Below are 11,641 nucleotides of genomic sequence, written 5' to 3' on the forward strand. Positions count from 1 at the left end.
GACAGCCTCTATGACAAACCATATTTTCATACCATTGATTTTATTTTTATTTCTTAACTCTTAAAATAAATTTTGCCCAAATGAATTAATATTCTTTCTTAAATCGACAAATAGCCCACTGATAATTGATTCCATGAATGCACCTACCAAATTCCAAATTCAACCTCGTTTAGGCGAAATGCTTATTGCGGAACAACTGGCTTCAGAACAAGATATTCAACGAGCCTTGGATTTCCAACAACGTTTTGGTGGACGTTTGGGAGCGGTATTGATTCGGATGGGAGCGATTTCTGAAGACAGTTTATTGCAAATCTTATCCAAACAACTTGATTTACCAATCATCCACAGCAATAGTATTCCATTTGATGCGAGCCATCTATTGCAACAAATTGAAAATACAGGGATTGAAAAAGATTGGTGGTTAGATCAAGAAGTGATTGTATGGGCAAATGAAGATGAAAGTTTGTATTGCATTGCTCGCAACCCATTAGACGAAACGCTGCATGAAGTCTTTGAACATATTTACGCAGGACAGGAAATAAACTGGTATTTAGTTCGTAATCAAGATTTAGATCGCATTTTGGATGTATTGGCCAAAGCCCAAGGTGATGGCGAGTTCGATAATGCGGATGACATCAATGTGTTACGTGAATTAGCTGAAGGTGCTCCCGTGGTTGAATTCGTGAATAATATGTTTTCACAGGCGATTGATCGCAGAGCTTCAGATGTACATGTTGAGCCAGAAGAACATACTTTTTTTGTACGTTATCGAGTTGATGGCGTGTTGCATGAACACATCAATTTACCCAAAGAACGATTTAACCCAATTGCCTCACGGATTAAATTAATTTCAGGTTTAGATATTGCGGAACGCCGATTGCCACAGGATGGGCGTTTGAATATTCGAGTCAGCGGCCAAGAATTAGATATTCGTGTCTCTTGTCTACCGGGTGTACATGGTGAATCTATCGTGATGCGATTGCTACCCAAGGAACGTGAAACCAGTCGCTTACAACAATTGGGTTTTGCATCTGACCATTTACAAATGTTTGATAATTGGATTAATGAACCGCATGGGATTATTTTGGTTACAGGACCTACAGGTTCGGGTAAATCAACCACTTTATATGCGGCATTGGATGCAGTAAATAACCGTTCACAAAAAATTATTACGGTTGAAGACCCTGTTGAATACCAGCTCAAAGGGATTACTCAGGTGCAAGCCCATAGTGATATTGGATTCACTTTTGCCAGTGCTTTGCGTTCAATTTTGCGCCAAGACCCTGATATTGTGATGATTGGTGAAATTCGTGACGTGGAAACCGCTGAAATTGCAATTCAAGCCTCACTCACAGGACATTTAGTCTTGTCCACATTACATACTAATGATTCGGTTAGTGCATTTACCCGTTTAGTTGATATGGGGGTTGAGCCATTTTTAGTCGCAACATCGGTTAAATCAGTGCAAGCCCAACGTTTAGTGCGCTGTTTATGTCCACATTGCGCGATTCCCGACGAACCATTAGCCGATATTCAAGCCCGCACCCAGCAATTATTACCAGAACCATTGAAGGCGCAAGCGGCAAATTGGAAAAAGCCTGTCGGTTGCCATGAGTGCCAAGGGTCTGGATATAGAGGTCGAGTCGGTATTTATGAATTGGTTGAGGTTTCATCTGAATTGCAAAGTTTGGTTTTACAACATGCACCTGCACCCGAATTACGTAAAATAGCGAATGCTCAAGGTTATAGAACCTTACGTGAAGATGGCTGGATTAAAGCCTATCAAGGTATTACCAGTGTCGATGAAGTGTTGCGAATTACCAGTGAGCATTAATACTTCACCTTACGTAAATAACAGAACTTTTCATTTTATGCAGGGTGTAATAGCATAGTGTTTTCCACCAAAATAGGTGATACGCTTGGGATGGTGGAATACGGTGAGTGATAGTTTATTCATAATAACTAACATCAAAGGCTCATCTATTCCAGTCTACTCTTTCACACTTTTTTCATTTTCGGAACATGAGTTAATACTTTAGATATTTTTCAGCAAATAACATAACTTTCAATACGATAATTTCTAAACCTAACTGAGCCAATAGAAAAATCAAAGATCAGAAAGCCAAACGAGGTTAAGCAAAAAATCCTTGGCCGTGTTTGTACCCAAATCAACGTATATCTAATGCTTGCCTTTACGCTCTCATCTCTTACGTTGTACATACCATAATCACATTTCATAGAAACTGATAATCCCTTTATTAATCTCCTTGTATTTTTCAACACAAAGTTTTCTATTTTCAATGTTGCCTTTACTACAAAAAAAGCCGCATTTCAAATAATATCAAATAAAAACAATGAAATAAAATAAGGCATACTATTTGCGCTACTGACTTAAGACATTATTCAATTTTTGTATGAGGGTCAGGTTATGACAGAAACAACGGCAAGCGGTTGTAGTGAATCATCTTGTGGCAGCTCGGATGACCAATTATCCCATTTACCTGAACATATCCGCGAAAAAGTACACAATCACCCGTGTTATTCAGAACAAGCACATCACCATTTTGCTCGGATGCACGTTGCGGTCGCGCCTGCGTGTAATATTCAGTGTAATTACTGTAATCGTAAATATGATTGTGCCAATGAGTCACGCCCCGGTGTTGTATCTGAATTATTAACCCCCGATCAAGCGATTAAAAAAACCTTGGTTGTGGCTTCTGAAATCCCTCAAATGACGGTATTGGGTATTGCAGGACCGGGCGACCCGCTTGCGAATCCAGAACGCACTTTTAAAACCTTTCGTGAATTATCCTCCACCGCGCCTGACATCAAATTATGTGTTTCAACTAATGGCTTGTCTTTGCCAGAGCACGTTGAAGAATTAAGCAAACACAATATCGATCACGTTACGATTACGATTAACTGTCTTGACCCTGAAATCGGTGCAAAAATTTATCCTTGGATTTTCTGGAATAACCGTCGTATCAAAGGTGTGAAAGCCGCGAAGATTTTGATTGAGCAACAGCAAAAAGGGCTGGAAATGCTCACTGCAAAAGGCATTTTAGTTAAAGTGAACTCGGTGATGATTCCCGGTGTGAATGACAAACATTTAGCTGAAGTGTCTAAGGTTGTAAAAGCGAAAGGCGCGTTTTTACACAATATTATGCCGTTGATTTCTGAGCCAGAACATGGCACGTATTACGGTTTGATGGAACAACGCGGCCCAACTCAAGCTGAATTGAAAGAGTTACAAGATTCGTGTGAAGGCGATATGAATATGATGCGCCATTGTCGTCAATGTCGTGCGGATGCAGTTGGCTTATTGGGTGAAGATCGTGGCTCAGAATTCACTTTAGATAAAATTGAAGCGATGGAAATTGATTATTCAGCCGCGATGGAAAAACGCAAAGTAGTACACGATGGCATCGAAGCAGAATTAGCTCGCCAACAAGCGGAAAAAGAACAAGGCGTACAGTTTGTATCATTGGATTCATTGCGTAAAACAGCTAAGCCTCAACCAAAATTACGTTCTGTATTGATGGCGGTAGCGACGCAAGGTGGCGGCATTATTAATCAGCATTTTGGCCATGCGAAAGAATTCTTAATTTATGAAGTAGCACAAGATAATGTGAAGCTAGTCGGTCATGCGAAAACTGAATTGTATTGCAGTGGTGGTGGCGATAGTTGCGGTGATGGCGAAACCGTATTGCAAAAACTGATTCGTTCTTTAGAAGGTTGTGAAGTGGTGCTCAGTGCGAAAATTGGCTATGAACCTTGGGATCAGTTAGAAGCAGCGGGCATCACTCCAAACAGTGAACATGCAATGGAATCAATTGAAGAAGCATTATTAATAGTTCATAAAGAAATGGCTGAAAGTGGTGCATTAAATGAGAAACCAGAAGCGGGTTTGAGAGCGACAGCTTAATTTAATATTTTTAGTTTTTTAGGATTGGCAGTCCTGTGATATGGCAAATTTGGAATAACTACAAAAATTTAGGACTGCCCGTCCTCGGAGAAGAATAATCATGGCATTACAAATTGTTCAAGCGTGTGTGAATTGCTGGGCGTGCCAACCTTTATGCCCCAGCGAAGCGATTTATGAAGCAAAACCTCATTTCTTAATCGATGAGAAAAAATGTACTGAATGTGACGGTGATTTTGCTGATGCACAATGTGCCAGTATTTGCCCGATAGAAGAGGCGATTGTAGATAGTGAAGGGGTGGCAATAAATCCTTATGGTTCATTGACCAATATCCCATTAGAGCAGCTTAGAAAATACGGCATTATCGACAAATTAGCCGCTTAAATTTGAATGTGTAAAAGGAATGTAAATGGATACCGCAGCATTAGTTATTGATGAAAATGATGAGTTATTAAAAAGTCCGTTAGCTTTAGAAATGGTTAAACAACTTCGGGCTTTAGATGCTTATGATGTGTATGCAGAGTTTAATGATGCACAAGTATTAGACCCTGTCATTAAGACTAAAGAGCGTCGTCGTGAAATTCCTGTGATTGGTGATCCTGATGAAGAAACGCTTTCTCAGGTTAAAGCTTACTACAATGCGTTGTCCAGTTTAATCGAGACTAAAACAGGTTTGATGGCTGTGCCCATGGTGAATTTAAGTCATGAAGGGTTTGGACGGGCGTTGATTATGGTTGGCAAGCTTGTGATTGTAGATAAAGTGTTGCGTGATGTGCATCGTTTTGGATTTAAAAGCTTAGCGGCTTTGGTTGAGGATTCAGTCAAAATCGTTGATAAAGCGGCTGAGTTAGCTGATAAATATCGTGAAGTGGCAGAATTATAAATGATAGCGAGGATTGGCGGTTGCCCAAACACTGCCAATCCTAAGTATTTTAAGCTGTTTACAATTTTTTGGAGAACTAAGATGACAGACGAAGAACTTAAAGTTCTAAAAAAAGACGTGGCTAAGAAGAAACGTATTGCGACAGAATGGGCTTCACAATTACATGATTTAGTGGAAGATAGCTTGCCCGCAGGATTTGAAAAAATACCCGAATTGGCTCAATCAACTTATGAAGCCTGTCAGGAATGGGAAAAATCTAATAACGCCTATCAAGCAGCGCAACAGTAAGGAATGTCAGCCATGAGCAATATTACGGGATTAACGCGTGGTGGCGTTGAATGGGAACCTACTTTTGTTACTGAATTAAATGCCGTCACCTGTATTGGCTGTGGACGCTGCTATAAAGTTTGTCCACGCGATGTATTCACTTTGGCTGAACGCTCTGAAGTTTTAGGCGATGAAGACCTTGATGATGATTATGATGACGACGATGATGATGACGATAACATGATGGTGATGACACTTGAAAATGCCATGGACTGTATTGGTTGTGGGGCATGTTCTCGGGTCTGTCCTAAGAAATGTCATACCCATAAAGCATTACCTGTAGCGGCTTAATCATGTCAGAATCTGATATTCAACAGCGTGTGGCAGCAACACAAGCATTTGGTCAAGCAACGTGTGAAGCCATGCGTAATGTATTGGTAAAAGAAGGTTTTGCCGATGGTCAGCAACGTATCGGTGATTTTAACCTCGCCACATTTGAAATCATCAAAGACCCTTACGACGGTAGTGAGAGTTTAAAAGGGATGTGGGATGGTCAGAATGGTGGTTATGGCAGTATTTTGTTATATCCAAATGGCATGATGTACGCCGAAGTTGACGTGATTCAAATTCATCCTAATAAACCCAAATGGTTTGTTGAAGCGGTGACGGCTTGGGGACGCGCTGAGAATATTAAAACTGAGCTTAAGTTATTACCCTCGCTAGGCTAATCTAATGCAGGAGTGCAAAACTCGTTTTGCAAAATCACACTTACAAAAGGCTAAACAATGGAATTCAGTAACGCCCGTGTCATTATTTATCATAAACAAAAAACCAGTGCTAAAACCTTATTTTTAAGCATTAATAAGAGCGTTTGTTTGTTCGATGGCTTGCCTGATTTATCTTCTTTGCTTGATTTAGATGCTGTCAGCGATGATAAAGTTGCATTACATCCTGCGGCAATTATCAGCGATGCAGAACAACGATTAGGTTTAGACAAGGGCAGTTTAGAGTTAGACAGTGAATTTCAAGCCGTAGTCGACGCACCCGATCAAAACTTGACCATCTTTTTGCTGCGCACCATGTACGTTGACCCTCCGTGTGATGAAGTCGCAGAACATGAGGGGCGTTTTATCGCCATTACTGATGCTCGCACTTATCCGCAAACCGAACTCGAATTATTAAGACGCGCTTATGAGGCGATTATGGAAGGCTAGCGTTTTCTGTGCTCTCGTTATTGCTGTGTTGTTACGAGAGCAAGCACGGGTGTATTTATGCGTTATTTCATGCAATAGGTGGAATGAGAAAATTCAAAGTCTATAGTTTTTTTAAAATATCGTCTAAGTCTTCTTTGCGGTTCATTTCAATTTGGATGGTTTTTCCGTCATCGGTTTTAAGTGTTATTTTGATGCGGGGTGGCACAACAAATTTCCAATAAACATCTGAAATAAATGAAATAGTAGCTTTTATATTTTCTGGTTTGGTTATTAATCTTAGTTTGTCAAATAAGCCGCCTTTTGCGCCACGCATCACGTCGTCAGGCTCGCATAATTCTGCACTTTCTACCATATCACTATCGCTTAATTCGCGTAATAGTGCCTGTAAATCTTGTTCAGATTCTGCAAAATCACCTACATCTAGCAATAATTCAGTTGACATAATATCACCTCTTGATAATGAGTTCTAAAATTATAACACATTGAATATATTGAAATCATAACTAATCGGTGGGGTTGGTTTTTCTCGTTATGATATACGAAAACTGCCCTTCAAAGTCTCTTGTATTTCTGAAATGCGCTTAGCTTAATCCTGTTTCTCAAAGTATTCACGAATGGCTTCGATGCCTTTTTCTGCTATTTCCATTGGCGGGGTTTCTAAGGGATTTCCTGATATGTAAAGTTGTCGTAAATTTTGCAATTGCCTAAGCCATACTGGCAGCTCTTTTAGCTGATTATTTTCTAATCTTAAATAACTCAAGTTTTGCAGTTGCCCCATCGACGCTGGCAGCTCTTTTAGCTGGTTTTCATATAAATATAACAAACTCAAGTTTTGCAGTTGCCCAAACCACGCTGGAAGCTCTTTTAGCTGGTTATTACTTAAATCTAAAGAACTCAAGTTTTGCAGTTGCCCAAACGACGCTGGCAGCTCTTTTAGCTGGTTTTTTCCTAATCCTAATACACTCAAGTTTTGCAGTTGCCCAAACGACGCTGGCAGCTCTTTTAGCTGGTTATGCTGTAATTCTAAATCACTCAAGTTTTGCAGTTGCCCAAACGACGCTGGCAGCTCTGTTAGCTGGTTTCTACTTAAACCTAAAGAACTCAAGTTTTGCAGTTGCCCAACCGAAGCTGGCAGTTCTTTTAGCTGGTTTCTACTTAAACCTAAAGAACTCAAGTTTTGCAGTTGCCCAACCGAAGCTGGCAGTTCTTTTAGCTGGTTTTCATATAATCTTAATTTACTCAAATTTTGCAGTTGCCCAAAGGCGGCGGGGAGTTTTTCAATTTTGTTGCCAACTATTGATAATTTTTGTAAATTTTTCATATTAATTAAAGCATTAGGAATAGTAGCAAGTTCTGATTCATCTAAATTCAAGCCAATCACATTGTTATTTTCATCCACTGCATAGCCGTTATCAGAACCAGTAATTTTATCTAAACTAATTTGCTGTAGTTTTTTACCAATTTCTTGCTCTAATTGCTGGATTTTCTCTAAATCAGTCATGCAAAGTTGTTTTTCTAATATTTGGACAATTTCATCATTTAAATCCAAGTGTTCTTGCAAATCCTGTAATTCAATACGATGATTTTCACTGATGGGATTTGATTCATTCAATGCAAAAGACAAGGCTTTTCGATATTTTTCAAGATTCTCTTTACGACGCTGGAGCGGCACTAAAATACTGCGTTCAATTTGCTGTGCATCCGTTTCACTAATACCCGATTGCACTCGGACTAGACTCAAGGTTTCTCGACAAATAAAGGTAATTTGCCCTTTACCCGTTTTAACACACTTTTCAACTGTTTCCCGATAACGCTTCAATGCCATTGTTGCAGGGGCTTTCACCAAATAAATCTTATAGCCCTCATCACTCGAATAAATCTTTGGATTCATGCCATTGGCTTCACTTTTTACCCGCTGTTTTGCATAACTATGCGCCTCATCAACAGAAATCCAACCATCCTCATCTTTATCCGCACTGCCTGTACGAATCCCCTCCAACAAATAATCCGTATAAACTGACAACTCGCCTTCTTCACGCTCATAAGACAACTCCACCGAACTCGAAGAAGTCAAAATGGCTCGCCCTTCACCACCAAACTCATTTTTTAAATCAAGCTGACGACCACCATCTTTCGCATTCAAACCCTCAGCAAATGCACCACTGTAACAACAATCCAAAATAATCACTTGATGCTTAGAAGGACAATCATTTAAAAAACCGTGAATCGCAATTGCACTGACAGCCGTCGCCTTCACCAAACCACCATCAGATTTAGCCGTATTATGCGCGGTTAAAAACAAATGTCCTGAACGGAAATCCTTAATCCCATGCCCAGAAAAATACAATACCACCACATCCTGCTTACTACGTCGTGTTGAAAAAATCTGCTCAATCGTCGTTTCAATCACAGTTTTATCAGGATTGGTCAACAACTCAACCTCATCAAAATCACCCATATCAACATCTTGCAACACCTCAGCCACCGCCTCAGCATCTTTAGTCGCACGCAACAAGGGCTTTAAACCACCGTCACCTGTGGCTTCAGGATATTCACTGACTCCAATAACAACCGCATATTTTGCCATAATGTGAAAATGAGCTGAAAAATGATAGAAAGGATTATAACTTGAATAAATGATAAATTAACACAAAAGATAAAGTATAATGTTCTCTGTACTTACGAAAAGTGTGTGTTGGCAGAATCGATGATTTCGCGCCCAATGATAAAAGACATTAAGATAATGCTGCACAAAACCCGCATACTTGGGAAATCCACATGAATCAATTTACGCCCTGCCAAGGCAAAACCGCTTGCCGTGACGATGGCACACGTTGTTTGACCTGTAACAGAAGTTTTGATGAAATCACCCGTTTGCGTGAAGCATTAGACCAATTGGCTAGTTTGGCACTAGAATACGATTATGCCAATAGCGAAGAATACAGTGCTTACATTGCGCGTAAAATAGAAAAAACGATTGCTTACCGACGACAGGAATCAAATAATGCTGCTTGAAAATTTCGAGTCTAGCTACGTGTTGGGCATGGAAGAGATGGATAACACCCATCGTGAATTTGTCACTTTGTTGAATCAACTGGATACCGCGTCCAAATCCGATTTTATCCCGCTATTTGCACAATTACTCGAACATACTCAAGCCCATTTTGATACCGAAACGGAATGGATGCAAACCTGTAATTTTCCTGCTATTCGTGAACATATCGGCGAACACAAACGGGTATTAGGCGAATTGCAACGTTTTAATAGTCGAGTAGCAAAAGGCAATATCACGATGGGTCGCGCCTATGTACAAAATCAATTACCCAGTTGGTTTGAATCACACGCCCAAACGATGGACAGCGCCTTGGCTGCCAACATGAAAGCACACAAAGGACAAGCATGAGCGATATGATACAACTCGTTAATTGCAGCAAATAATCCGTGATTGCTTCCACACAATGCAGAACATAAATTAATCACAAACTTCCAGGCCTTGGATATTAGGATGAAACGTAATAATTTCAGCTAAAGTGGCAATCCCAAACAAAATAATCAATCCACCAATCATACGCCGCACCCATAAACGTCGAGTAAATTGCATCAGCCATTGTGCCGTCGTGCCCATCACAAATAACATCGGCAATGTGCCCAATCCAAACCACAACATAATCCAACCGCCTTGCATGGTATTACCACCAGCCAAAGCCAATCCCAATGCAGTATAAACCAATCCACATGGCAGCCATCCCCAAACCAAACCTAAACCTAAAGCCTGTAATGGATTTTTGATAGGTAAAAAACGCTGGCCTAATGGTGAGATTTTACCCCACAATATTGCACCCCATTTTTCCAAATAACTTAACGCTTGCCACCATGCACCAATGTACAAACCCAAGGCAATCATAAATAAACCTGAAATCCATAAATGAACACTATGTTGATAAGGAAGCTGCGATGAAAGTGTGCCGATGAAACCAATAATTAAACCCATTGAGACATAGGTACTGATGCGGCCTAAATTATAACTGAGGAGATAAGGTAATAATTTGACTGGGGAATGACGAACTGGCTCAGCCAAGCCCATCGTCAATGCACCGACAATCCCGCCACACATACCAATGCAATGTACAGAACCAAGTAAACCCGTTAAAAAAGCTGAAATAAATAAAGGGATATCACCCAGCATCGCTCAACCCACAAAAATCTTGTGTTGCAGCCCACATTTCGGGTAATACATCTTTCAAACTGTGATCGCTATCATAAGGCTTTAACTCAACCCAATTGCGTTGTTGTGTGATGAAATTACGAGAAGCTTGAATCGGCACAACCGCATCATTTTCGCCATGTAAAATCAAAGTAGGTAATTGACGCTGTAAATCCTTATCTTGATACTGCATCGCATCTTTTATGAAATCATAACTAATCAGCTCTTCACGTTCCCACGCATAGTGCATCATGCTGATTTCACCTTCGGTTTGCCAACGTTCAAAATTATCCTTACCCCAAACATCAATGCAATTCGGGTAAAATTCTAATGCAGGTGCCATCAAGATCAACCGCTCAACTTGCGAATATTTTTGCGCTAACCACAACGAGACCAAACCACCTAAACTTGAACCAATCAAAGTCACAGGCTGCTGGGCTGGAAATAAGGCAGCAACTTGTTCTATTTGACGGGTTAATGTCATGTGATAAAAATCATCTTGATTTAAATCTGGAATTTGAAGAGAAATGCCGTGTCTAGCAAATTGTTCCTGGAAAAAAACCGCTTTGCTAGAGCGTGGGTCAGAAGCCCAACCATGTAAATAAATGTAACTCATAACACCACTTTTGCAATAAATTTTAATACATTGCCTGCATATTGTGCGGCACGTTCACCTTTTGCTGCTGATTCAATAGATTGATTCAACTCAGAAATGGCCGCATTAACCTCTTCTTGTTTTAAACTACGAGGATTCATATTTTGCATCGTCATACTACGGTTTAACGAGTGCATTAAGGTTTCCATGCTTGAACCATGTGAATGCTTTAAAATATCGAGCTGCTTTTGTAAATACATCAACTGACGCGCTTGCATTGTGACCATTTTAAGTAATTCTTGAGTCACTTCCCAATCAGGATCAAAGTCTGGTGCAGGCCCATTTAATGCTTCAGTATATTGTACAATTTTATCATTATCCATCGCGGCGACTCCTTGAGGATTTAATATAGACTTCTCAGTTTTTTAGCGTTGATAAACTTGGAGAGTATTAAGATATTTTTTATATTATTTTGTTTCGCAGTGCTTCTTTATATGCTGTTGATAAAATAAATGAAGCTTGTTGGTGAGAGGGCCCGGCTTTCCTGATGCTATT

The 11,641-nt window shown here is 40.1% G+C and carries 15 protein-coding genes; 10 read left to right on the forward strand and 5 right to left on the reverse strand.

Going from position 1 to position 11,641, the window contains the following annotated elements; translation table 11 throughout:
- Positions 1-133: 133 nt before the first annotated feature.
- The 8 genes from ABXH34_RS01200 (at position 134) to ABXH34_RS01235 (ending at position 6,287) form a co-directional block, all read left to right on the forward strand.
- Positions 134-1,834 carry a GspE/PulE family protein gene (locus ABXH34_RS01200; protein WP_353570022.1) on the forward strand — a complete coding sequence of 567 codons (1,701 nt, stop codon included), beginning with the start codon at positions 134-136 and terminating at the stop codon, positions 1,832-1,834.
- Positions 1,835-2,428: 594 nt separating this feature from the next.
- A complete protein-coding gene (gene nifB, locus ABXH34_RS01205; RefSeq protein ID WP_353570023.1) occupies positions 2,429-3,925 on the forward strand; it encodes a nitrogenase cofactor biosynthesis protein NifB in 1,497 nt (498 codons plus the stop codon).
- A gap of 100 nt (positions 3,926-4,025) precedes the next feature.
- Positions 4,026-4,307: a 4Fe-4S dicluster domain-containing protein gene (locus ABXH34_RS01210; protein WP_353570024.1), complete on the forward strand. Its 282-nt coding sequence runs from the start codon at positions 4,026-4,028 to the stop codon at positions 4,305-4,307.
- Between the two features lie 25 nt (positions 4,308-4,332).
- Entirely contained in the window at positions 4,333-4,806 is a 474-nt protein-coding gene (locus ABXH34_RS01215; RefSeq protein WP_353570025.1) for a NifX-associated nitrogen fixation protein, read from the forward strand.
- Positions 4,807-4,887: 81 nt separating this feature from the next.
- Positions 4,888-5,094, forward strand: a complete 207-nt coding sequence (locus tag ABXH34_RS01220; protein ID WP_353570026.1) for a CCE_0567 family metalloprotein — start codon at positions 4,888-4,890, stop codon at positions 5,092-5,094.
- A 12-nt stretch (positions 5,095-5,106) separates the two neighbouring features.
- Positions 5,107-5,424, forward strand: a complete 318-nt coding sequence (fdxB, locus tag ABXH34_RS01225; RefSeq protein WP_353570027.1) for a ferredoxin III, nif-specific — start codon at positions 5,107-5,109, stop codon at positions 5,422-5,424.
- A 2-nt stretch (positions 5,425-5,426) separates the two neighbouring features.
- On the forward strand, positions 5,427-5,801 hold the full coding sequence (locus tag ABXH34_RS01230; protein ID WP_353570028.1) for a hypothetical protein: 375 nt from the start codon (positions 5,427-5,429) through the stop codon (positions 5,799-5,801).
- Between the two features lie 57 nt (positions 5,802-5,858).
- Positions 5,859-6,287, forward strand: coding sequence for a hypothetical protein (locus tag ABXH34_RS01235; protein ID WP_353570029.1), 429 nt, complete (start codon positions 5,859-5,861; stop codon positions 6,285-6,287).
- Between the two features lie 100 nt (positions 6,288-6,387).
- Here the strand turns inward: ABXH34_RS01235 and ABXH34_RS01240 are convergent, their stop codons facing one another.
- Complete coding sequence (locus ABXH34_RS01240; RefSeq protein ID WP_353570030.1) at positions 6,388-6,729, reverse strand: hypothetical protein; 342 nt, start codon at positions 6,727-6,729, stop codon at positions 6,388-6,390.
- Between the two features lie 144 nt (positions 6,730-6,873).
- Positions 6,874-8,874: a caspase, EACC1-associated type gene (locus ABXH34_RS01245; protein ID WP_353570031.1), complete on the reverse strand. Its 2,001-nt coding sequence runs from the start codon at positions 8,872-8,874 to the stop codon at positions 6,874-6,876.
- Positions 8,875-9,065: 191 nt separating this feature from the next.
- Between ABXH34_RS01245 and ABXH34_RS01250 the strand changes: the two genes are divergently transcribed.
- Complete coding sequence (locus ABXH34_RS01250; protein ID WP_353570032.1) at positions 9,066-9,302, forward strand: hypothetical protein; 237 nt, start codon at positions 9,066-9,068, stop codon at positions 9,300-9,302.
- The gene (locus ABXH34_RS01255; protein WP_353570033.1) at positions 9,292-9,690 is read left to right on the forward strand and encodes a bacteriohemerythrin; all 399 of its coding nucleotides are present in this window, start codon (positions 9,292-9,294) and stop codon (positions 9,688-9,690) included. The genes ABXH34_RS01250 and ABXH34_RS01255 overlap by 11 nt, the downstream gene beginning before the upstream one ends.
- Before the next feature lie 69 nt (positions 9,691-9,759).
- On the opposite strand, the gene ABXH34_RS01260 is transcribed toward ABXH34_RS01255, so the two are convergent.
- The 3 genes from ABXH34_RS01260 to ABXH34_RS01270 are packed head-to-tail and all read right to left on the reverse strand — an operon-like array spanning position 9,760 to position 11,469.
- A complete protein-coding gene (locus ABXH34_RS01260) occupies positions 9,760-10,473 on the reverse strand; it encodes a sulfite exporter TauE/SafE family protein (RefSeq protein WP_353570034.1) in 714 nt (237 codons plus the stop codon).
- The gene (locus ABXH34_RS01265) at positions 10,463-11,107 is read right to left on the reverse strand and encodes a YqiA/YcfP family alpha/beta fold hydrolase (RefSeq protein ID WP_353570035.1); all 645 of its coding nucleotides are present in this window, start codon (positions 11,105-11,107) and stop codon (positions 10,463-10,465) included. The genes ABXH34_RS01260 and ABXH34_RS01265 overlap by 11 nt, the downstream gene beginning before the upstream one ends.
- A complete protein-coding gene (locus ABXH34_RS01270) occupies positions 11,104-11,469 on the reverse strand; it encodes a hypothetical protein (RefSeq protein ID WP_353570036.1) in 366 nt (121 codons plus the stop codon). Before ABXH34_RS01270 ends, ABXH34_RS01265 begins: the two co-directional genes overlap by 4 nt.
- Between the last annotated feature and the right edge of the window lie 172 nt (positions 11,470-11,641).

This window comes from Candidatus Albibeggiatoa sp. nov. BB20 (genome assembly GCA_016744725.1).
In the GTDB taxonomy this organism is placed as follows: domain Bacteria; phylum Pseudomonadota; class Gammaproteobacteria; order Beggiatoales; family Beggiatoaceae; genus Albibeggiatoa.

Excerpts from the sequence above, each read along its gene's own strand:
- ABXH34_RS01240 (WP_353570030.1), bottom strand. The coding sequence starts at position 6,729 with ATGTCAACTGAATTATTGCTAGATGTAGGTGATTTTGCAGAATCTGAA.
- ABXH34_RS01210 (WP_353570024.1), top strand. The coding sequence starts at position 4,026 with ATGGCATTACAAATTGTTCAAGCGTGTGTGAATTGCTGGGCGTGCCAA.
- ABXH34_RS01220 (WP_353570026.1), top strand. The coding sequence starts at position 4,888 with ATGACAGACGAAGAACTTAAAGTTCTAAAAAAAGACGTGGCTAAGAAG.
- ABXH34_RS01245 (WP_353570031.1), bottom strand. The coding sequence starts at position 8,874 with ATGGCAAAATATGCGGTTGTTATTGGAGTCAGTGAATATCCTGAAGCC.
- ABXH34_RS01270 (WP_353570036.1), bottom strand. The coding sequence starts at position 11,469 with ATGGATAATGATAAAATTGTACAATATACTGAAGCATTAAATGGGCCT.
- nifB (WP_353570023.1), top strand. The coding sequence starts at position 2,429 with ATGACAGAAACAACGGCAAGCGGTTGTAGTGAATCATCTTGTGGCAGC.
- ABXH34_RS01235 (WP_353570029.1), top strand. The coding sequence starts at position 5,859 with ATGGAATTCAGTAACGCCCGTGTCATTATTTATCATAAACAAAAAACC.
- ABXH34_RS01250 (WP_353570032.1), top strand. The coding sequence starts at position 9,066 with ATGAATCAATTTACGCCCTGCCAAGGCAAAACCGCTTGCCGTGACGAT.
- ABXH34_RS01265 (WP_353570035.1), bottom strand. The coding sequence starts at position 11,107 with ATGAGTTACATTTATTTACATGGTTGGGCTTCTGACCCACGCTCTAGC.
- ABXH34_RS01260 (WP_353570034.1), bottom strand. The coding sequence starts at position 10,473 with ATGCTGGGTGATATCCCTTTATTTATTTCAGCTTTTTTAACGGGTTTA.
- ABXH34_RS01215 (WP_353570025.1), top strand. The coding sequence starts at position 4,333 with ATGGATACCGCAGCATTAGTTATTGATGAAAATGATGAGTTATTAAAA.
- fdxB (WP_353570027.1), top strand. The coding sequence starts at position 5,107 with ATGAGCAATATTACGGGATTAACGCGTGGTGGCGTTGAATGGGAACCT.
- ABXH34_RS01230 (WP_353570028.1), top strand. The coding sequence starts at position 5,427 with ATGTCAGAATCTGATATTCAACAGCGTGTGGCAGCAACACAAGCATTT.
- ABXH34_RS01200 (WP_353570022.1), top strand. The coding sequence starts at position 134 with ATGAATGCACCTACCAAATTCCAAATTCAACCTCGTTTAGGCGAAATG.
- ABXH34_RS01255 (WP_353570033.1), top strand. The coding sequence starts at position 9,292 with ATGCTGCTTGAAAATTTCGAGTCTAGCTACGTGTTGGGCATGGAAGAG.